This window comes from Acinetobacter sp. 25-47-130 (assembly GCF_056779705.1).
On the sequence record NZ_JBWYII010000002.1, the window covers coordinates 1 to 21434 of the forward strand.

Sequence of the window (21434 nt, forward strand, 5' to 3'; positions counted from 1 at the left end):
CTTTAGCTTCTTTAGCTTCTTTAGCTTCTTTAGCTTCTTTAGCTTCTTTAGCTTCTTTAGCTTCTTTAGCTTCTTTAGCTTCTTTAGCTTCTTTAGCTTCTTTAGCTTCTTTAGCTTCTTTAGCTTCTTTAGCTTCTTTAGCTTCTTTAGCTTCTTTAGCTTCTTTAGCTTCAGTGTTCGCGACCCGTTCTTGAGATGCAACCGCATCCATCATTTTTTCATCAGCTTCTTGTGCAAAAACATTGGTACTCATTAGTACATTTAACATAACGATCGAAGCGAAGGATTTGCTTGTAGTTATGTCTTTCATATTTTTAAGAAACAAAGTCATACCCCATCTGCTCAATATTTTCATTTTGGCAAATCATAGCATTAATAAAAGATTAGAGCTGAATAACGAGATTTAATTCATTCGACCTGTATGCATATAAACGTTTAAATCCACCATAAACTAAACCCGAGTTCTACATCCTGTAAAACTCGGGTCGATGAGGTTGTGCTTTTCAAAAATCATATTATTGTTTTATTGGCTTTCCTTTCCTACATCATCTCCATGATGATTTTCCGTCGGCGTCGTCTTCCATATTGGGATCATTCCATTCCCACTCCCTGTGCCGATAAGCTTAGATTACGCTTAAGCTCGCTTCGTGACTATGGGTCAACAGACACATTCATTGTAAGCAATTTCTTACACGCATCCATTCACACTTGTTTGCCATCTTTATAATCTTGCGCAATTTCATCTGTCACTTGTTTCTCTTCTTTCTCAGCTTTCGCAATACCTTCTTGAATCGCCTCCTGAGCCTCTTGCTCATCAGCATCCGTCTGTTCTAATTCTTGCTGTACTTGCTCAAATTGTCGTCCAGTTTGTAAAACAACGTACACAGGAAAGTGATCCGAACCAATATGCGGTAATCGCTCCATTTTCACCAAAGCAAAATCAGTGCTGTGGAATACATGATCGAGTGACCATCGTAATAGCGGATAGTCCGCATGGAAGGTATTGACATAATGACGTCCAACACGCGGGTCTAACAAACCACTGATACGTTGAAATAATCGTGTGGTACGAGACCATGCCACATCGTTTAGATCTCCCATGACAATGCAACTTTCATCCAAGTCTTTAATTTGATCACCCACAATCAACAATTCAGCATCACGTAATGTAGAGTCTTTGGCTTCAGTTGGACTCGGCGGTTTGGGATGTAAACAATATAATTGAACTGGCTGTCCAGAACGTAATTTCACTGTGGTATGAATAGAAGGAATCTCATTACTCAGTATGAATTTGACTTCGGTATCACTCAATTCCAACTTACTGTAGAGATGCATTCCATAGAGATTATCTAAAGGTACTGGAACACGATAAGGATAATCCGCTTCGATGACTGAAAGTTCATTCTGCCAGGTTTGGTCTGTTTCAAGCGTCAATACGATATCGGGTTGATGCTGATGAATCTGTTCAATCAAACGATGATATTCTGTATTTGGTGTTAAAACATTCGACACAATTAAAGAGATTTGCTTTGATGGATCAAGTTGATCTGGTTGGACCTGTTTCACCTGTTTTTTCCAAATTAAGGTATAAGGCAAAACCATCTTCAATTGATATGCTAATGCAGCAATTAATCCAACAAATATGACTTGGCGTCTTAAATCCCATCCCCCATCCCAAATCAACAGGAGGATAAATGCGATAAAGCCTAGGGCTAAAATTTGTAGTCTTGGAAAATCGGCACCTCGAAACCACCACTCATCACGCGGAATCAAAGACCAAAAACTTAACCAAATCACAACAACAGCCAGTATCTCAATCCATAGCATAGCGCTTCTCTTTATATATTCTTAATTTTTCGATGATTCATAAATTTATATTAGTTTTGCATGTAACATAAACAAGATATATTGCACAATATATTTGCTGTTTTGATTGTGTACCACTTGCAGTTATACACTCTTTTGATACACTCGAACCCCCTTTTTTATTTTAACGCACCGAGGCAAAGTGACATGAAAGTAGGTCTGGTCGGTTGGCGCGGGATGGTTGGTTCCGTCCTTATGCAACGTATGGTTGAAGAGAATGATTTCGCTCATTTTGAGCCATTCTACTTCTCTACCAGTAATGCAGGTGGTGAAGCCCCTGCGTTTGGTGGTAAAACTGCCCCAGCACTTATGGATGCGACAGACATTAATAGTCTGAAGCAAATGGATGTCATTATTACCTGCCAAGGTGGTGATTATACCACTGAAGTTTTCCCTAAGTTGAAAGCTGATGGTTGGAATGGTTACTGGATTGACGCTGCATCTACATTGCGTATGGACGATGAAGCAATCATCGTATTAGATCCAGTCAACATGAATGTGATCAAAGACGGTTTGGTAAAAGGTACGAAAACATTTGTAGGCGGTAACTGTACTGTTTCATTGATGTTAATGGGTCTTGGTGGTCTGTTCCAAAACAATCTTGTTGAATGGGCGACTTCAATGACTTACCAAGCTGCTTCTGGTGCGGGTGCGCAAAACATGCGTGAACTCATCACAGGTATGGGCTATTTGTATAACAATACAAAAGATCTATTAGACGATCCACGTTCTCCAATTTTAGATATCGACTCTAAAATTGCTGAATTACAACGTGGTGAAGGATTCCCTTCAGCAAACTTCGGTGTACCTTTAGCAGGTTCTTTAATTCCTTATATCGACAAACAGCTTGAAAGCGGTCAATCGAAAGAGGAATGGAAAGGTCAAGTTGAAACCAATAAGATTCTTGGTAATTCACAAATTGTACCTATTGATGGTCACTGTGTACGTATTGGTGCAATGCGCTGTCACTCACAAGCATTGACTTTAAAACTTCGTAAAGATGTTCCTTTAAATGAAATTGAAGACATCATTGCAAGTGCAAATGACTGGTCTAAAGTTGTGCCGAACACACGTGAAGCATCAATGACTGATCTTACACCTGTTGCAGTAACAGGCACGCTTACTGTTCCAGTAGGTCGTTTACGTAAACTTAATATGGGTAAAGAGTATTTAGGCGCGTTCACTGTTGGTGACCAATTACTTTGGGGTGCTGCTGAACCTTTACGCCGTATGCTACGCATCTTGATTGACTATAAAAATGCTTAATTTTTAATAGTCACTTCAATAAAAAGCCGGTCTGATTAGATCGGCTTTTTTTATGCAATTTGAATTGATGAGAACTTGGAGTGCTATTTGAAAGGAAATATTATGACATCTATACAAAAAACAGTTAAATTACAATCTCATCACTTCTTATTTCGAACATCTTGATCGATGCATAATGATGAACTGAGAATATAAAAAATCGAGATTAAAAACAGTCCAATATTTCGAGCACTCAGGTATTAGATTTGCAATAAATTCATTGAATTCAATGAAGGGGAAAAATTATGTTGTATGTCATTCCATTTGTCGTCTTGCTGTTAATCGCACTGGTGCTCAAAAAACGTGAGGATAAACAAAAAAATGGTGACACAGGATCAACAAAATCTAAAAAAAATGTGAGTGTAAAACGCGCTAAGAAAAGCCCTAAAACTCGCTCCACCCCACAACAAGCCTATTCACAGCACGGTCATGGCGCACCACAAGACTTAAGTGCCGAACCAGTGGCTGATGAACTTAAAGCCAGCATTGAATACTTAATTCAATCAGAAAGCTATATGTCAGCCGAAGCAAAAATCAATCAAGCATTGAATCGTGATCCTAGACAACATGAGCTTTACTCGTATTTGATTGATATTCACATCCTACAGAATGATGAATTTGCTTTAAAACAATTAAGTAATTATTTACGCTCCACTGGATTACATTACATTGCGGATGAAGCTGAAGACAAACTTAAAGCTGCAAAAGAAGCGGAACAGAATAAAGAAATTGCGAAAGAATCACGGGATATATCGAACACCGAGAATCAGCCTCGTCATGCTGCACAGTTTCATAGCACCAGTTTTATAACTGAAATTCCTGCAGTTCAATCAGAACAAGCCTTTGATCATCTCATCAAATCACAGGATGAACAACATAGCACTCAGGAAAGCACACCCACTGAAACAAATGAGACCACAGAGCAATCTTCTCTTCCTTCTCAAAGCTCAACCTTTGTGTTTGAAACAGAACAATACCCACATCCCTTACAAGCCAAAGAGAAGAAAAGCACTCCTGAGGAAGAAACGGAGCATGTCTCTGCTGAACCTACTGCTCATTTTGTATTTAGCTCAGAACAGCTGGATTTAGCAGAAGAGTTTACGCTCAATAAAACCAATGAAGAAATCATTGACCAGCTCCCTTCTGATCAGGCTGAAAATCAGCAGGCAACTGAACAACAGATTCCATCGCAAAACGAGCATTTTGAACTCGATTTTTTTATGGAAGATACACCGCAACCAACCTCACAACACCCATTCGAGCAAGATGATGAGAAGACTCCTGCATCAAAAGAGCAAACACCTTTAGAATTTATAACGACAGATTTAACTTTCGAGCCAAATGCTCAAACACAGACTGAATCTGAAACAACCAATCAATCGACTGAAGATCGCGCACCCTTAGAGTTTGATTTAGATTTCTCCAGTTTTCAGTCTGAAAATAAATCACAAACAGCATCAGTGCACTCAACTGATGCTGAGAACCTTGCTTCAGAAAATGAGTCCATCCAAAATCTCGACTTCACACTTGATTTAAGTCAAGAATGGGTTGAAAAAACAGATCTCTCTCATTCAGCACTGAGCTCTTCTCCATTAGAAAAAAATCCACAAGAACTGAATATTGAAATAGATCCATTGGAATTTAGCTTTTCAGATCAGTCGGAACAGCCTCATTCTCAAACAACATCTAAGGATGAACTCACTTTTGATCTTTCAGATGATTTTAACTTTGATGCTGAAATATCTAGCTCAGCAAAAGTTCCAGAACAAAGCGTGAATGATCAAAATTTAGATTTTGTAACTTTCGACTTTGAGGAAAATCTTGATTCAAAATCTACAATAGAAAGCTCAATTGAACCGACAAACGAGTTTAATTTTGACCTCAATTCATCAGATGAAAACGTGGATGTGCAACAGAGTCATTCGCATGAAACATCTGCGATAAAAATGAATCCGAATCGTCCTGATGATCCTCTTGTACAACGTTTTCCTGAATTACTCAACGTTGATGAAATTCAACTTAACTTAGATTTAGCGGATCAATACATTAAATTTGGCGCGTTTGATGAAGCAGAAAAATTAATTACGGAATATGAATCGCATTACAATGACGAACAAAAAATGCGTGCAGCAAAACTCCGAGAGAGCATGGAATCTGATTCCAATTAATCTTAATATGAAGCAGTCTAATCAGGCTGCTTTTTTTATGAGTTCAAAAATAGCTTTAATCTATATGGGTGGGACATTTGGTTGCGTTGGTGAACCTTTAGCGCCTATGCCTGCTGCCGATTTTTTCCCGCAATTAAAAGAAATTTTGCCCGTTCAAAATCAAATCGAGCTTGTTCAGGCTCATGAGATTAAAGACAGTAGTGCATGTACGGCGCGTGATTGGTTGCTGTTAATCCAAAAAATTCAACAATTGCAAGCTAAACAATTTCAAAATTTTATTGTCATTCATGGTACCGATACCATGAGTTATGCTGCGGCTATTCTTTCTCGATTTCTCCATGATACGTGTCGAGTCATTATCACAGGTAGCCAATTTCCTCTGCTCAATCATGCAGCGACATCTTTGCATCCATCGAGCGATGCTTTAGATAATCTGAATCATGCCATCCAACATATGGAAAATGTGTCTGATGGTGTTTACTTATGCTTTAACCATCAAATTTTTCATGCCAGAACTGCAGTCAAGACTCATCGCACGGCACTAAATGCATTTTGTGGCGAAGCATTTACAAATGTCATCAAGCCCATATCAAGTTCTTTTGTCGACATTACTGAGCAACATATTGAACGCTCGACACAACTCAATATTGCGAATCTGAGTCTTCGCCCCATTGAAATCAAATTATTCAATCAGCATTTAACGCGTTTTATCGACAACCCGCCTCATGTACTCATACTTCAAGCATATGGAACCGGTAATTTAGCAATTAATGCGGATACCACAGATATTTTGAAGCAGCTTCGTGCCTTAGGCTGCCATATTGTATTAAGTAGTCAGGTCATGTTTGGAGAATTAGATCAACGCTATGCAATTAGCAGTTGGATTCAAGCATCTGATATTTTGATCGACGATACACTCAGTGATGCCGATCTTTATGCCAAAATTCTAAAAATGTATTTACAATACCCCTCCACAGATCAATGGTTACAGCATTGGTATGATTCATCAAATTAGAGGTTCAAATGCCACGTTTTGCAATCGGAATTGAGTTTAGTGGCGTTCGTTATCGAGGTTGGCAAACACAGCAACCAGGCGTGCCGAGCGTACAAGAAACCATGGAAAAAGTGTTGAGCAAAATTGCTGATGAACCCATCATTTTGCATGGTGCGGGTCGAACAGATGCAGGTGTTCATGCCACAAATATGGTGGCTCACTTTGACACAAATGCAATACGTCCAATTCGTGGCTGGCTTATGGGGGCTAACAGTACACTCCCTAAAGATATTGCCATCCAATGGATTCAAGAAATGGATAGTGATTTTCATGCACGCTTTAAAGCGCAGGCTCGCCGTTATCGTTATGTCGTTTATAACAGCCCCATGCGCCCTGCCTTACTCCACAAACAAGTAACGCATGCTTATTACCCACTTGATGTAGATAAAATGATTGCTGCAGCCTCAAAATTTGAGGGTACTCATAACTTTGAAAGTTTTCGAGCTGCTGCGTGTCAATCCAACCAACCTGTACGCCATGTGAGCCATTGCAAACTCATCAAACACGGTGCTTACCTTGTTCTTGACATCCAAGCAGATGGTTTTTTACATCACATGGTTCGCAATATTATGGGCTGTTTACTGGAAATTGGTCAGGGGATGTACGACATTGACCATATTGATGAAATATTCGCAGCAGAAGACCGTAAAGCAGCAGGGATCACAGCACCACCTGACGGCCTTTACTTTATCCAAGCACACTATCCTGAAGAGTTTAACTTGCCTAAAGTTCCGCTAGGCCCTCATTGGTTAAACATGCCTGAATAGATTTTTTATTTTGAATTGAAAAAAATCCCTTCATAAGAAGGGACTTTTTTAGCGCTGTTTACGCTTACGATATTCAACAGGTGTCTCATTGGTCCATCGTTTAAAGGCACGATAGAACGTACTTGGTTCTGAGAAACCCGTCAGATAGACAATTCTCTCTACGCTTTCATTGGTGTTTGCCAAAAGTTTTTTAGCTAAACGACAACGATAGTCAGATAAAATTTGCTGGAAGCTTGTATTAGCTTCACTGAGCTGTGTTCTCAAACGACGTGGGGTAATATTCAACTGAGCTGCCACAGTTTCTAGCGTTGTTTCTCCACTCTCAAGTGTTGATCCAATAGCACGGCGCACCTCACCCACTAAATCGTATCGAGCCAACTCCTGTAATTTTTCAATCGCCAACTGCTCATGCAGTTGAAGTAATTCTGGCTCGGCTTGCCAAAGTACATAATCTAAAATTGCAGGATCAAAATAAAGTCGCGTTTCTTTTTGACCTAAACTTACCGGGCACTCATATACACGGAAATACTCATCGTCTGAAGCACCCTCGCTAAAGTTAAAATCGATATATATAGGTTGAAAACGACCTTCAGTAATAAATTTGAAGAATCTTAAAATGCCTGAAATCGCGCACTCAGAAAAATGACGATTGACTAGGTTTTCAGAGAAAGGTTGTTCACCATTGGTTAGGTAGCAACGATCATCTTCAATAACCAATTTGGCATGAAATGCATCACTAATTAGACGTTGATACGCTAAAGCCCGTTTGAGGCCTTCGCCAAAATTTTCAGATGAAATAAAAAGATGTTCAATCACTTGACCACGATACAGTGGTAAATGCTCACCTAAATGTAGACCAATATCTGGATCTTTACTGACTTCTTCGGCAGCAACCCAGAAAGCGTACTGCGCGCTTAAAGGCGTACGCGCATTTTGATCTACTTGATTTAAGGCCACACCCGCTTTTGTTAAAATTTCTTCTGTGGGCAATCCAGCACGACGAATTGCTTGATAACCTAATCGTAGAACAACCGAAGCATCAGTTAGCTGACTCACGCAGTGCCCTTCCTTGTATGTTATTAATATTTACTTAAAACTTATGAATTAGATTACAGTCGATTGACCAAACTGACAACATAGTTAAGCATTTTTTTGTTTAAAAATTTTATTTGTTTGTTCGACAAGTTTGACCATAGAAACGCCGACTGAACTTGGTTTAACCTTGTTTTTTTCTAAAATTTTGCCTATAATTTGCGCCTTTCCAATTTGATCATCAGGTAGGCTATGGCCAATAAAGAGGAACTTATCGAGTTCGAAGGCGTTGTCACCGAAACGCTTCCTAATACTATGTTCCGTGTACGTTTAGAAAACGGTCACGAAGTAATTGCACACATTTCTGGTAAAATGCGTAAACACTATATTCGTATTTTGACTGGCGACAGTGTTAAAGTTGAAATGACACCTTATGACTTATCTAAGGGTCGCATTACTTACCGTGCACGCTAAGTGTTAGTAAGCGAAAAGCCACATTGAGTGGCTTTTTTTGTTTTTGTACTTTTATTTTATAAACTACAGGAGATCCATTCTACTAAAGCAATCGTCTGTCTTTGTGAGAAGATCAATACTCAGATGTTATAGAATAATTAAACTCACTATTTATTAATTTACTATCCAATCATATATACCAACAAAGCCCATTTGCACATTCAATCTAAAAAATCGTCGTACTGCCCCACTATTTTGCGCATTAAATAAATTGTGGTTTTGCTCATCTGCATATTTACACTTTTCCTATTTACGGCGTGCCAAACAGCAAATTTTCAAAACAAAAAAATATGAACACTTATGTTTCACAATTTGTAGGGCAAGATATACAACATATTCGGGAAACTACCGATTTGAATTCTTTTAACATTAATCTGAAGTCTGATCTTGTGATTCAAACTGAGCGGGCAATTTTGACTTTTGAACGTATAGTCAACGCCTCGAGTCCAATGGGAAATTCGATGAGAGATGAAAATGGTTTTATGATTCCTGTGCAGACAACTTCAGTAAATCAGTACTACGATAACCTAATGACTTGCTCAAGTGTTTTTAGCTTAAAAAAACAATATCGCTTTCAAAAGCTCGGCAATAAAAAACGCAGCTCATAAGCTGCGTTTTGAATGAATCAACTGAAATTAGTTAAGCGATGCAACAACTGCTTCACCCATTTCAACTGTCCCGACCTTCTTCATGCCTTCAGACATAATGTCAGCTGTACGTAAACCTTGATCTAAAACATTCCCTACTGCATCTTCAATCGCTTTTGCTGCAGCTTCTTGACGGAACGTATATCGAAGCATCATTGCAACAGATAAAATTGTTGCCAATGGGTTTGCGATATTTTGACCTGCGATATCTGGTGCTGAACCATGACAAGGCTCATACATCCCTTTACCATTTTCATCTAAAGAAGCTGATGGCAACATACCGATTGAACCAGTCAACATCGCTGCCTCATCAGACAAGATATCACCGAACAAGTTACCTGTTACGATCACATCAAATTGTTTAGGTGCACGAACCAATTGCATTGCTGCATTATCGACATACATATGTGACAAGTTAATGTCAGCATACTGTTCAGCATGTAACTGAGTTACTGTTTGTTTCCAAAGCTCAGTGACTTCAAGAACATTCGCCTTATCCACTGAACACACTTTACCACCGCGTAGTTTCGCCATTTCAAACGCCACTTTAGCAATACGTTTGATTTCTGACTCTGCATATACGTCGGTATTAAAGCCTTGCTTCTCACCATTCTCTAATTCACGAATACCGCGTGGTTGACCAAAGTAAATACCACCAGTTAATTCACGGACAATTAAAATATCTAAGCCTGAAACAATTTCAGGTTTCAAACTTGAAGCATCTGCCAATTGAGGATACAAGATCGCTGGGCGCAAGTTAGCGAAAAGGTTAAGTTCGCTACGTAATTTCAATAAACCACGCTCAGGACGAATTGAACGCTCAATTGTGTCCCACTTCGGACCACCAACAGCACCTAACAAAATCGCATCTGCTTTTTTTGCTTGTTCAGAGGTAACTTCTGGATAAGGTGAACCATGCGCATCAATTGCAGCGCCACCCAATAAACCTTGTTCCCATGTTAAATCTAGATTGAATTTTTCATTGACACGGGTGAGGACCTGTTCAGCTGCTTTTACAATTTCAGGACCAATGCCGTCACCAGCTAAAATCAAGATTTGTTTAGACATGAGATTTTCCATTTATAAAGTTAGTATGAACTAACGTGTTTTTAAATTTTTTTGTTCCACAAACTCACCTAGTCCATTGAGAACATTATAGGGTTTGCAGAAACGACGAATGGTTTGTTGCTCTTGCAACAAGTCAACACATAATGGCTCTGGTGCAGAAGCATCAAGTAAACTTTTTTTCCCACTGCTTCGATCTCTAAACATTACAAATCGGTAATCTTTTTTTGCTTCGAAGCGATGGATGACATTAATAGTTTCTGCTTTTTCCTCTGAAATCGGATAAAAGCGAACCACCACTTCATGCAGTCCAGCAGGAACTGAAAGATATAAGGCTTGCGGATCTTTCAAAGAGCCAGCATTTAATCGCACGATACCTTGCTTGATCGCACGCTGATCTAATCTTCGAGATTGAGCATCAACAATGGGATGCTCATCGAATCTTTCAAACTCACAATTCAGCGTTCCTGAGCAATAAATCAAAGCATGATTTCTGGTTTCAGGCGTTTCTTTAATCTTTTTCAGTTGTAATCGGTCTACGGTCTGACAAGCGGATAAAACGGCGACAGACAATCCGAAAAACGCATAGCGTAATAAAACTTTTGCCTTCATTTGTGCCCAACCTCACCAAACGGCGCAAAACTAAAAGAATAATTTTGCACCGATATTAGCAAGACTTGAATCAGAGCACTATAGCTTTAAGTATCAGTTACGCTTTGATTTCTTGGAATACCCATGGGCGAACAGCTTTAGTTCTTTCCTCATAAGCACGAATGTCTTCTGCCGCTTGTAACGTTAAACCAATATCATCTAAACCATTCAACAAACAGTGCTTTCTGAATGGATCAACTTCAAATTTAAATGCTTCGCCTGTAGGCGTACGCACTTCTTGTGCTTCAAGATCAATCGTTAACTGATAACCTTCTTGTGCTGCACACTCTTTGAATAATTGATCCACAATCTCTTCAGACAAGATCACTGGTAACATGCCATTTTTAAAGCTGTTGTTGTAGAAAATGTCTGCATAGCTTGGTGCGATTACGGTACGGAAACCATATTCTTCTAAAGCCCATGGCGCATGTTCTCGGCTTGAACCACAACCAAAGTTGGCACGTGAAATCAAGATTGAAGCACCTTGATAACGTGGTTTGTTCAACTCAAAATCTGGATTCAAAGGACGTTTTGAGTTGTCTTGCCCCAAGTAGCCTTCATCTAAATAACGTAACTCATCAAACAAATTCGCGCCGAAACCTGTACGCTTAATTGATTTCAAGAACTGTTTTGGAATAATTAAATCTGTATCGACATTGGCACGGTCTAAAGGTGCAACGATACCTTGTTCAACGGTATATTTTTTCATGTTGTTTGCTCCTCTTAGAATGAACGTACATCAACAAAATGACCCGCAATTGCCGCTGCTGCTGCCATCGCTGGACTCACTAAATGTGTACGACCACCATTACCTTGACGACCTTCGAAGTTACGGTTTGAAGTAGACGCACAGTGCTCACCCGGTTGTAATTTATCTGCGTTCATTGCTAAACACATTGAGCAACCCGGCTCACGCCATTCAAAACCAGCTTCTATTAAGATTTTATCCAAACCTTCAGCTTCTGCTTGTGCTTTGACTAAGCCAGAACCCGGAACAACCATCGCTTGCTTAATCGTGCTTGCAACTTTTTTGCCTTTTGCAACTTCAGCTGCCGCACGGATATCTTCAATACGAGAGTTGGTGCAAGAACCGATAAATACGCGATCCAATTTAATATCAGACAATGCTTGACCCGCGGTTAAGCCCATATATTGATAAGCACGTGTCCAGTCGTTACGTTGCACATCATCTTTGGCTTGTTCTAAAGTCGGTACTGCTTGAGAAACAGGAATCACCATCTCAGGAGATGTACCCCAAGACACTTGTGGTTCAATATCTTCACCTTGTAATACAACCACTGTATCAAAGTGTGCACCTTCATCAGAATGCAAAGTATTCCAATACGCAACCGCTTGATCCCACTGCTCGCCTTTCGGTGCATATGGACGATTTTTTACGTATTCAATGGTTTTTTCATCAACAGCCACCATACCGACACGGGCACCGCCTTCAATCGCCATGTTACACACCGTCATACGACCTTCGATCGACATATCACGGAATACTTGACCACCAAATTCGATGGCATGACCTGTACCACCAGCTGTACCGATTTTACCGATAATCGCTAAAACCACGTCTTTTGGTGTTACGCCTTGACCTAATTTACCGTCAACACGTACCAACATGTTTTTCATTTTCTTTTGAACTAAGCATTGCGTTGCCAATACATGTTCAACTTCTGATGTCCCAATACCGTGTGCCAAGCAACCAAACGCACCATGCGTCGCTGTATGAGAGTCACCACAAACAACCGTCATACCCGGTAAAGTTAAACCTTGCTCAGGTCCAACAACGTGTGCGATCCCTTGACGGACATCGTTGATATCAAACTGTGCAACATTAAATGTTTTACAGTTATCATCTAAAGTTTGCACTTGGATACGTGAAGTATCATCTTCGATCCCCGCAATCCCTTCAGAACGCTCTTTCGTAGACGTTGGTACGTTATGGTCAGGAGTTGCCACGTTTGCACTTAAACGCCAAGGTTTACGTCCTGCAAGTTGTAAGCCTTCAAAAGCTTGTGGAGAAGTCACTTCATGCAACAAGTGACGATCGATATAAAGTAAAGAAGAACCATCATCGCGTTGTTTAACTAAATGATCGTCCCACAATTTATCGTACAACGTTTTTTTTGTTTGAGTTTCTGCTTTTTGGGTTTCGCCTGCCATGTCGATTTGCTCCACTGGACTGGGTAATTCTGTCATTAATTACGATTATAACGGCCTATTCACATAAATCTAATTTATCATTTTTATTAGTTTAAAAACTTTTTAGAATCAATTTAAACAGCAAAAACCATCTATAAAAACGATTAATTTAAAAACAATATTCGCTTTTACAGATTAAATAAGAATGCTTATCATTTAAACATCTCCAAGATCACCACCAACTGAGGATGTTCACATGGCACATATTCAAAAATTTGTTGAAGATAATCAACGCATGTTCAAAAAAACATTAAGCTACTACATTATGCACATTACGGTAGCCATGATTGTAGGCTACCTTGTCACAGGCAGCATTTGGATGGCAATTACTTTGAGTTTACTTGAGCCTACTGTACAAGCCGTAGCTTATTTCATTCACGAACGCGTGTGGGAGAAAAAAACGATACAACAGGAAGAAAATATCGTCGCATAGTTTCACCTGTGATCCTCCTCATCTAAGTCGCACTATGCGGCTTTTTTTGCAACAGTTTATGAAGAATTACTTCGCAATAGATATAAATTTATTTTATAATTAAATAATATTTTCATAACCGAGTTTAAATTATGAATCTTGCTGCCTTTGAAGCTTTTATAAAAGTCATGGAAACGGGTTCGATTTCTATGGCAGCTGATCAACTATTTATCACTCAGCCTGCTGTCACCAAACGTATCCATAGTTTAGAAGATTATTTTGGTGTCAAATTATTTGAATCTGCTGGCCGAGGTGTACAAGCCACGCATGCGGCTCACTCACTGCTTCCTAAAGTTAAAAATTGGTTAAATGAACTAGGTGATATTCATCACACCTTAAGCCACGACCAAAATCAGATTAAAGGAAAGCTCAAAGTTGGTACCAGCCATCACATTGGATTACATCATTTACCGCAACATTTAAAAAGCTATGTTCAGCAATATCCTGATGTGACATTAGATGTGCATTTTGTAGATTCAGAACAAGCGCATGAAAAAGTGTTAGCCGGTGACCTTGAGCTGGCATTCTTAACCTTACCCCCTGTCCTAGATGAACGTTTAAAATATGTTCCTTTATGGAGTGATCCTTTGGTTTTCGTTGCTGCAGTTTTTCATCCATTGGCAAATATGAAAAATTTAAGCCTTGAAGATCTCATGCAGTATCCAAGTTTATTACCTGCAGCTCAAACATATACAGCGCAGATCACCCTTGCAGAATTTGAAAAAAATGGATTAAAACCTAAAGTGTCCATGAGCAATAATCCGCTTGAATCCATTCGCATGTTGGCTTCTATTGGGTTAGGTTGGTCTGTCTTGCCAAGTACTTTAGTCAATCAAGACTTGGTCAGACTGGATATTAATTTAGAAATGCAGCGTCAATTGGGTATGGTTTGGCATCCGGGACGCACCCAATCTAAGGCAGCCAAGGCACTGGTTGATTTAATGAAATAATTTCGGCACTCGATATTTAAAAAGTCATCTAATAAGATGACTTTTTACTTTATTAAGACAAGTGAGCTACTTAAGCTTTTTTCTTCAATGAATCTTCATGTAAAGACTCATTGAGCTGATCGATAATTAATGCCCATGAACCATCTGAACATAATTTTTCTTTCAAAAATTGACGTTGACCTTCAGACCAAAAACTTGCTTCAGTCAAAAAGGTTTCAGCTTCTAACTGATGTGTTTCAATAAATTCTGCAATAGCTTGCTCGCTAGAATCCAATCCTAATTGCTCAAATAAGTTGGTCATTCTTGGCTCTGTATTTAGCATCCTGTATTCCTTATGATTTTGATTAATTTTAAGTTAATTGTTTCCGCATAAGATATCAACAAGCGATGAAAGCGTCTGTAAATTTATGCTGAATTTCATCTCAAGTTATTTCAATTCTAATAAATGAAAAAAAGCCATTGATACAATGGCTTTAGCAATTTTGAATTTTGAGAATAAAATTGTCTTAAATGGACCAGTCTTGGATATCCCAACCCTGCTCTTTAGCCAATGCTTCAAGACGATCATCTGGATTGACTGCAATCGCATGATCCGCATATTCCAATAAGAATCGATCATTAATAGAGTCTGAATATGCCCATGATTCAGTAACGTCTCGTCCCTCAAGCCATTGATCTAATCGTGCCAATTTACCTTTTTGATAACACGGAATATTAATGACTTTACCCGTATATTTACCATCAACCACTTCTGCATTGGTTGCAATAATTTCTGTAATACCAAATTCACGAAAAATAGGTGCAGTAATAAAATCTGATGTTGCGGTAATCCCTACTAATTGATGCCCAGCATCTTTGTGACGCTGAATGGCTTTAAACCCTTCTGGGCGCATTTGTGGACGAATGACTTTTTGCATAAAAAGCTGATGTAAGTCGGTTAAATACTCATTGTCATGTTGTGTTAAAAATTCAAATACGAATTCGTTGTAGGCAATTGGATCAAGTTGTCCCGCTTTGTAATCTTCATAAAATTTATCATTCATGGCACGATGTCGAACTGGATCAACCAAGCCTTCATTGACTAAAAACTCGCCCCAAGAATGGTCAGAGTCGGTATTTAACAAGGTGTGATCTAAATCAAACAACGCCAATTTCATGAAATTACTCGTTCAAACTGAAATTTAAGAAAAAAAATGTAAATCTATCTCCGCTAGTCGATAGAAATTCGTTAAGATCATAGCAATTTTAAAACATTATTACTTTGAACTTTTCGAGTTGGGCATAGAGAGTGGATGCCCCCGAACCCAAAGTCAACGAATTTAATAAATTTTAGGTGCCAAATGATCGACTCAGAAGGTTTCCGACCGAATGTCGGGATCATTTTGGCAAATGATATTGGACAAGTTTTATGGGCAAAACGCATTGGTCACAATGCTTGGCAATTTCCTCAAGGAGGCATCCAATTTGGTGAAACTCCAGAACAGGCACTTTTCAGGGAACTCCGTGAAGAAGTCGGGTTATTGCCGGAGCACGTCCAAATAATTGCTCAGACCGAAGGTTGGTTACATTATCGTTTGCCACTTCGCTACATCAGATCAGATTCTGATCCTGTGTGTATCGGACAAAAGCAAAAATGGTTTTTATTGAAATTAGTCGCGTCAACGAATCATATTCAGTTGAACTTAAATGATCCGCCAGAGTTTGATCAATGGCAATGGGTCAGCTATTGGTATCCACTAGGCCAAGTGGTGAACTTCAAAAAAGATGTTTACCGTCGTGCCATGTTGGAATTGTGTATGCATCTGCCATAGCATGATTTATATTAAACATTGAATTTAAATGTTTGATTTTTATTTCGACTATTTGAATAATCACCATAATTACATCCCTTTAAGAGGAGCACCGCTACATGTCGAACATGCAATTAGACTCTTTACGGCGCATTGTCCAAGAAATCAATGCGTCTGTCAGTTTGCATGATTCGTTAGAAATTATGGTCAACCAAATTTCTGAAGCAATGCATGTAGATGTGTGCTCTATTTATTTACTTGATGAACGTAACCAACGTTATGTTCTGATGGCTTCCAAAGGCTTAAACGCTGAATCCATTGGCAATGTCTCACTGCAGTTGGGTGAGGGTTTGGTCGGACTTGTTGGGCAACGCGAGGAAATCGTCAATATCGAGAATGCGTTTAAACATGAGCGTTTCGCGTATTTCCCAGAAACGGGTGAAGAGATTTATAACTCTTTCCTTGGCGTTCCTGTTATGTATCGTCGAAAAGTCATGGGTGTTCTCGTGGTTCAGAATACTGAACCACAAGACTTTAGCGAAGCTGCTGAATCCTTTTTAGTCACACTTTGTGCGCAACTTTCTGGCGTTATCGCGCATGCGCATGCAGTTGGAAATATTGATGTTTTCCGTAAGCCAAATAATTCTCCAACCTATAAAACATTTCAAGGATCATCAGGTGCAGGTGGTATTGCATTAGGTCGTGCACTTATTCTTTATCCACCCGCAGATTTAGGTTCAGTACCTGACCGCGAAGCTGAAGATATCAGTGAAGAGCTTGAATTACTTGATCATGCGGTTGATTCAGTTCGCCAAGAAATTCAATCACTTGATGATAAAATGCAAGATTCTTTGATGTCTGAGGAACGTGCATTATTTAGCGTATTCTTGAGAATGTTGGATGAGAATGCCCTGCCTGCTGAAATCAAAGAGTTAATCCGTGATGGTCACTGGGCTCAAGGTGCAGTTAAACACGTTATTGATCGTCATGTGGCAATCTTTGCACAAATGGAAGACGATTATTTACGAGAACGTGTTGCAGACCTAAAAGACCTTGGGCGTCGTATTTTAGCAGCACTTCAAGAAGATGATCTGAGTCATCGTGAACTGAGTAATGACAGTATCATCGTGGGTGAGGAAATCAGTACGGCAGCATTGGTTGAACTACCTGTCGATAAGATTGCAGCGATTGTGACGTCTGAAGGGGCTGCCAATTCACATATGGTGATTGTGGCACGTGCTTTGGGTATCCCGACAGTCGTTGGGGTCACCGAGCTACCAGTAACCACACTTGATGATGTGGAAATGATTGTTGATGCCTATCAAGGACGTGTATTTATCAATCCACCACGTCGTTTACGTCAACGTTATCGTGACATCCAAAAAGAAGAAGAACAAATCGCCAAAGATCTTAAACAGTATGAAACCAAAGATGCCATCACTCCTGATGGTGTTGCAGTACGCTTATTTGTGAATACAGGTTTAATGATTGATGTCGTGCGTGGTGTACAACGCGGCGCCAAAGGTGTCGGACTCTATCGTTCAGAAATTCCATTTATGTTACGTGATCGTTTCCCGGGTGAAGAAGAACAACGAGCGATTTACCGTCAACAACTTAGTCACTTTGCCAATAAACCAGTCGTGATGCGTACTTTGGATATTGGTGCAGATAAAGATTTACCTTATTTCGAAATAGAAGAAGAAAACTCAGCATTAGGATGGAGAGGGATTCGTTTTACCTTGGATCATCCTGAGATTTTCTCTTCACAAATTCGTGCGATGTTAAAAGCCAGTGTCGGCTTGAATAATTTGCATATTTTGCTGCCAATGATCACCAGCGTCAGTGAAGTAGAAGAAGCGCTTTATATTATTGAGCGTGACTTAGCTGCGGTTCAGGAAGAAGAACAAGTTAAAATTAATCGTCCTAAAATTGGCATCATGGTGGAAGTACCTAGTGTTTTACTTCAAATTGGTGAGTTTGCAGAATTAGTTGATTTCTTCTCAGTGGGTTCGAATGATTTAATCCAATATTTGTTGGCAGTCGACCGTAATAACCCACGTGTATCGAGTGTTTATTCTCACTTCCATCCCTCAGTGCTTCGAGCATTGCAACGCTTAGTTCAAGAGTGTCATAAATATGACAAACCTGTCAGTATTTGTGGTGAAATGGCTGGCGATCCACTCTCAGCAATTTTACTGATGGCCATGGGCTTTAATACACTTTCAATGAGTTCGAGCAATATTCTCAGAGTCCGTAAAGCAATTTGTCATGTTCCAATGGTAGATGCGCAAACGCTTTTAGATGAAGTGGTGAAAATGAGTAATCCACTCATTGTGAAAAGTTGGATGGAATATTATTTCCGTCATCATGGTTTAGCGGATATGGTGAAATCGAATCGTATTGTAAATGCCTAATATGAATCTCGGTTTAAGCAGAGAAAGAGCTGAGTAACAACATGATCAATTGGCTTTTTTTATCTTCATGTTGATCGTAGCGATCTCGGTAATTCTATTTCATTTATATATTAGTAAATTAAAAAGTAGTTCAACACCTAACAAACCTATTTCAAATTATACGCTAGGTCATGGCTCAACGATGAATTCTGAACACCAAATGAGCGAATTATCATCACATGTTGATATAGATTGCGGTGGAAGTATCGGTGGAGCAGACTAACCTTCACGTGTTTAGGCATATAAAAAAGGGAGATAATCATTCGAATATCTCCCTTTTTTATGCTTGCTGTAGCCACGTTTTGCATCTTTCTTTCGATCGACAAACACTCGGCTTTTGTTGACTTCATGCATATGTTTTGCCACAAAGTTGTGAATCACAACCTCTGACAACGCTTTTTTCTTTGCCATTTTTTAATCGCCTTCAGTTTACCCATCCTTCATGATGGGAAAGCGATATTACGCTTTTTTGTATGTTTTACAAGCAAATTGATAATGGTTTTTTCAATGACCTACATCGAAGGTATACAATGTTTCAAATTAGCTCTGCCATTTTTCTATGTTAAATTGATCAATAACTCGAGCACCCGAAGGTGCTCTTACACAGCATAGAAAGGACTAAATCATCATTATTCCGGTAGAAGACTAAATGTACCTCGATGATGATTAAATTTTCCATCTGGCATTGCGATATTTTGGTAAACGATCTTTTGCTTTTGATCGATGACTAATACAACATTTTCTTTAGTCGCATCATCTGTCCAATACACCATAAACTGCTCAGGTCCAACCTGTGTGGCTACATATTCAATATTGGCAGATGTATTTTGTCCTGATGCGATATTTAAAAGACCTTGGTCTTTGAATTCAAGATGCCGCGTTTGACCATTGATGTTTAACACCAAAGTCTGTCCAATAGCGAAGAATGGTTTGTTCAATGCTTGTTGTAAACCGATGTCCTTGATTACACCTTTGACGCCCTGTATTTTGCCTTTAAGATGAATTGTTCCATCATTCCCAGCAATGTTGGTGTAAACGACATCTCGATTATAATCTTGAATATGAACGACATTATCTCCTGATTTATCCTCATGCCAATAAACCATAAAAATATTTTTTGCAATCTCAACAGGTGTGTATTTTACCGCTTCAGAAAGATCTGGCCCAACTGCGCCACCGGCACCTGTAAAAGTTAGGTTTTGATGGTCTTTGACATCAAGATCAAATTTCAAACTCGTAAAATCGACTTGAATTTTTTGTCCTATTGGCGGATAAGGAGATGCAACTTTCCAATCGGTTTCTTTGGCAAATACTTGTGCAGACATTTTTAGCACTTCTTCACTCGACTCAAGATCTGGATACTTTGCTTTCATATATCCAAAAATCCCTTCCGAGCTTTGATTTTCAGTAACTGCTGTTTTAAAGTTCGTTAAATACCCTTTAATCCAATCCAATGGCTTAGGTGAAAAGTCACTTTTTACATAATGACCTGGGATCACTTTTTCAGGATTTAAACTCAGTATTTTATCAATTTGCTTCTTCCAAAGATCGATCCCTTGCACACCATTGGTATCGGCCATCCACAAATGCTCACCATAAGCGACCGAAATACCACCCAATGCCGTTTTTAAACTTGGAACCCATAAGAAACTATGTGTGGAATCTTCTGGATCAAGTTGGACTTGAATCTTTTGCCCATCTAATTCCATATATCCTGAATTTAAGGCTTCAGGAATAATAATCTTTTCAGGGGCATCGCCTTTTGCTAATTGTGGCTGCCAAATTGATAACTTATCTTCTTTAGAGGCTTGTATCAAATAAGCTGTCTGCGCGGTTGAAACAACCTTAGCATTTGGAAATGCTTTTAAAATTTCATTGGTTCCAAAATAATAGTCAGGGTCACTATGGGAAATATAAATATATTTTAAATTTTTACCTGATTTCTTAATCAGATTGACTACGTCTTTAGCGTATTGATTCTGAAATTGAGCATCGACCAAAATAGCATCTTTTTTTCCTGAAATTAAAGTTGATGCAACGGCAAAAACAGCATCCTCTCCAGGAGTATAAGTCTGCAAAGTGAGTGGAGATGGATTTGATGAATCTTTTGGACTTTTATCATCAGAATCATTACAGCCACTTAAAGCAATGGTGGTCACAAATAAACTAGTGGTTAGGAGTTTTGTCATATCAGCCTCATGAGATAAATTTATCTATGGTTCTTATTGATCTTTATTTTTTAAATAAGCTTTAAAGCAAAAGTGCCATATTCCCCCTCGTCATACTGCGGATGTGGCAGTGCAACAAGGCGAATTAAAAGCTTATTGAGGCAGAAGAAGGATGAGAAGTACTTACGGTTTAGTAAGTAAAAAAATTGAATTTGCAGTTAAAATATTAGACTGATTTGCAACAATAAATTCCACGATAAAAAATGTTAACTTTAGTATCTTGAACTTTGAATACCTGTTAATACAGACAATACTCACTGAA

Annotated in this window: 21 protein-coding genes; 10 read left to right on the top strand and 11 right to left on the bottom strand. The window is 39.1% G+C overall.

Going from position 1 to position 21434, the window contains the following annotated elements; translation table 11 throughout:
* Both AC1M83_RS03685 and AC1M83_RS03690 read right to left on the bottom strand, forming a co-directional pair.
* Positions 1 to 331 (bottom strand): hypothetical protein (locus AC1M83_RS03685; RefSeq protein WP_481590059.1); only part of this gene is annotated, 331 nt, incomplete at its 3' end.
* A 371-nt stretch (positions 332 to 702) separates the two neighbouring features.
* Positions 703 to 1827, bottom strand: coding sequence for an endonuclease/exonuclease/phosphatase family protein (locus AC1M83_RS03690; RefSeq protein ID WP_481590060.1), 1125 nt, complete (start codon positions 1825 to 1827; stop codon positions 703 to 705).
* Positions 1828 to 2013: 186 nt separating this feature from the next.
* Here AC1M83_RS03690 and asd point away from each other — a divergent pair, with 186 nt between their 5' ends.
* The 4 genes from asd to truA all read left to right on the top strand — a co-directional run bounded on the left by asd (position 2014) and on the right by truA (position 7160).
* Positions 2014 to 3132, top strand: coding sequence for an aspartate-semialdehyde dehydrogenase (asd, locus tag AC1M83_RS03695; RefSeq protein ID WP_035264122.1), 1119 nt, complete (start codon positions 2014 to 2016; stop codon positions 3130 to 3132).
* 284 nt (positions 3133 to 3416) lie between these two features.
* On the top strand, positions 3417 to 5339 hold the full coding sequence (locus AC1M83_RS03700; RefSeq protein ID WP_481590061.1) for a hypothetical protein: 1923 nt from the start codon (positions 3417 to 3419) through the stop codon (positions 5337 to 5339).
* A 37-nt stretch (positions 5340 to 5376) separates the two neighbouring features.
* Positions 5377 to 6354: an asparaginase domain-containing protein gene (locus AC1M83_RS03705; RefSeq protein WP_481590062.1), complete on the top strand. Its 978-nt coding sequence runs from the start codon at positions 5377 to 5379 to the stop codon at positions 6352 to 6354.
* An 8-nt stretch (positions 6355 to 6362) separates the two neighbouring features.
* Positions 6363 to 7160 carry a tRNA pseudouridine(38-40) synthase TruA gene (gene truA / locus AC1M83_RS03710; RefSeq protein WP_035264128.1) on the top strand — a complete coding sequence of 266 codons (798 nt, stop codon included), beginning with the start codon at positions 6363 to 6365 and terminating at the stop codon, positions 7158 to 7160.
* Positions 7161 to 7208: 48 nt separating this feature from the next.
* On the opposite strand, the gene AC1M83_RS03715 is transcribed toward truA, so the two are convergent.
* A complete protein-coding gene (locus AC1M83_RS03715) occupies positions 7209 to 8216 on the bottom strand; it encodes an AraC family transcriptional regulator (protein ID WP_035264130.1) in 1008 nt (335 codons plus the stop codon).
* Positions 8217 to 8444: 228 nt separating this feature from the next.
* On the opposite strand from AC1M83_RS03715, the gene infA reads away from it, so the two are divergent.
* Positions 8445 to 8666, top strand: a complete 222-nt coding sequence (gene infA, locus AC1M83_RS03720) for a translation initiation factor IF-1 (RefSeq protein WP_004692529.1) — start codon at positions 8445 to 8447, stop codon at positions 8664 to 8666.
* A 329-nt stretch (positions 8667 to 8995) separates the two neighbouring features.
* A complete protein-coding gene (locus AC1M83_RS03725) occupies positions 8996 to 9313 on the top strand; it encodes a hypothetical protein (RefSeq protein WP_481590063.1) in 318 nt (105 codons plus the stop codon).
* 27 nt (positions 9314 to 9340) lie between these two features.
* Here the strand turns inward: AC1M83_RS03725 and leuB are convergent, their stop codons facing one another.
* From leuB to leuC, 4 genes are all read right to left on the bottom strand, one after another.
* Complete coding sequence (leuB, locus tag AC1M83_RS03730; protein ID WP_481590064.1) at positions 9341 to 10420, bottom strand: 3-isopropylmalate dehydrogenase; 1080 nt, start codon at positions 10418 to 10420, stop codon at positions 9341 to 9343.
* Between the two features lie 30 nt (positions 10421 to 10450).
* Entirely contained in the window at positions 10451 to 11029 is a 579-nt protein-coding gene (locus AC1M83_RS03735) for a hypothetical protein (protein ID WP_179998722.1), read from the bottom strand.
* 97 nt (positions 11030 to 11126) lie between these two features.
* Positions 11127 to 11777 carry a 3-isopropylmalate dehydratase small subunit gene (gene leuD / locus AC1M83_RS03740; RefSeq protein ID WP_481588649.1) on the bottom strand — a complete coding sequence of 217 codons (651 nt, stop codon included), beginning with the start codon at positions 11775 to 11777 and terminating at the stop codon, positions 11127 to 11129.
* Positions 11778 to 11791: 14 nt separating this feature from the next.
* Complete coding sequence (gene leuC / locus AC1M83_RS03745; protein WP_481590202.1) at positions 11792 to 13240, bottom strand: 3-isopropylmalate dehydratase large subunit; 1449 nt, start codon at positions 13238 to 13240, stop codon at positions 11792 to 11794.
* Positions 13241 to 13475: 235 nt separating this feature from the next.
* Between leuC and AC1M83_RS03750 the strand changes: the two genes are divergently transcribed.
* Together AC1M83_RS03750 and AC1M83_RS03755 are read left to right on the top strand one after the other, a co-directional pair.
* Positions 13476 to 13712: a DUF2061 domain-containing protein gene (locus AC1M83_RS03750; protein WP_035264169.1), complete on the top strand. Its 237-nt coding sequence runs from the start codon at positions 13476 to 13478 to the stop codon at positions 13710 to 13712.
* Positions 13713 to 13843: 131 nt separating this feature from the next.
* A complete protein-coding gene (locus tag AC1M83_RS03755; RefSeq protein WP_035264171.1) occupies positions 13844 to 14701 on the top strand; it encodes a LysR family transcriptional regulator in 858 nt (285 codons plus the stop codon).
* A gap of 70 nt (positions 14702 to 14771) precedes the next feature.
* Here the strand turns inward: AC1M83_RS03755 and AC1M83_RS03760 are convergent, their stop codons facing one another.
* Positions 14772 to 15023: a DUF2789 family protein gene (locus AC1M83_RS03760; RefSeq protein ID WP_180028640.1), complete on the bottom strand. Its 252-nt coding sequence runs from the start codon at positions 15021 to 15023 to the stop codon at positions 14772 to 14774.
* A 184-nt stretch (positions 15024 to 15207) separates the two neighbouring features.
* Positions 15208 to 15858, bottom strand: a complete 651-nt coding sequence (locus AC1M83_RS03765; RefSeq protein ID WP_180028639.1) for an HAD family hydrolase — start codon at positions 15856 to 15858, stop codon at positions 15208 to 15210.
* A 183-nt stretch (positions 15859 to 16041) separates the two neighbouring features.
* Between AC1M83_RS03765 and AC1M83_RS03770 the strand changes: the two genes are divergently transcribed.
* Positions 16042 to 16512: an RNA pyrophosphohydrolase gene (locus AC1M83_RS03770; protein ID WP_035264177.1), complete on the top strand. Its 471-nt coding sequence runs from the start codon at positions 16042 to 16044 to the stop codon at positions 16510 to 16512.
* Positions 16513 to 16610: 98 nt separating this feature from the next.
* Positions 16611 to 18905 (top strand): phosphoenolpyruvate--protein phosphotransferase, encoded by a 2295-nt coding sequence (gene ptsP, locus AC1M83_RS03775; protein ID WP_035264179.1) that lies wholly within the window; start codon positions 16611 to 16613, stop codon positions 18903 to 18905.
* Positions 18906 to 19178: 273 nt separating this feature from the next.
* On the opposite strand, the gene AC1M83_RS03780 is transcribed toward ptsP, so the two are convergent.
* Positions 19179 to 19355, bottom strand: coding sequence for a DUF7230 family protein (locus tag AC1M83_RS03780; protein WP_481590065.1), 177 nt, complete (start codon positions 19353 to 19355; stop codon positions 19179 to 19181).
* Positions 19356 to 19573: 218 nt separating this feature from the next.
* Positions 19574 to 21133, bottom strand: coding sequence for a MoaF-related domain-containing protein (locus tag AC1M83_RS03785; RefSeq protein WP_481590066.1), 1560 nt, complete (start codon positions 21131 to 21133; stop codon positions 19574 to 19576).
* Positions 21134 to 21434 lie beyond the last annotated feature (301 nt).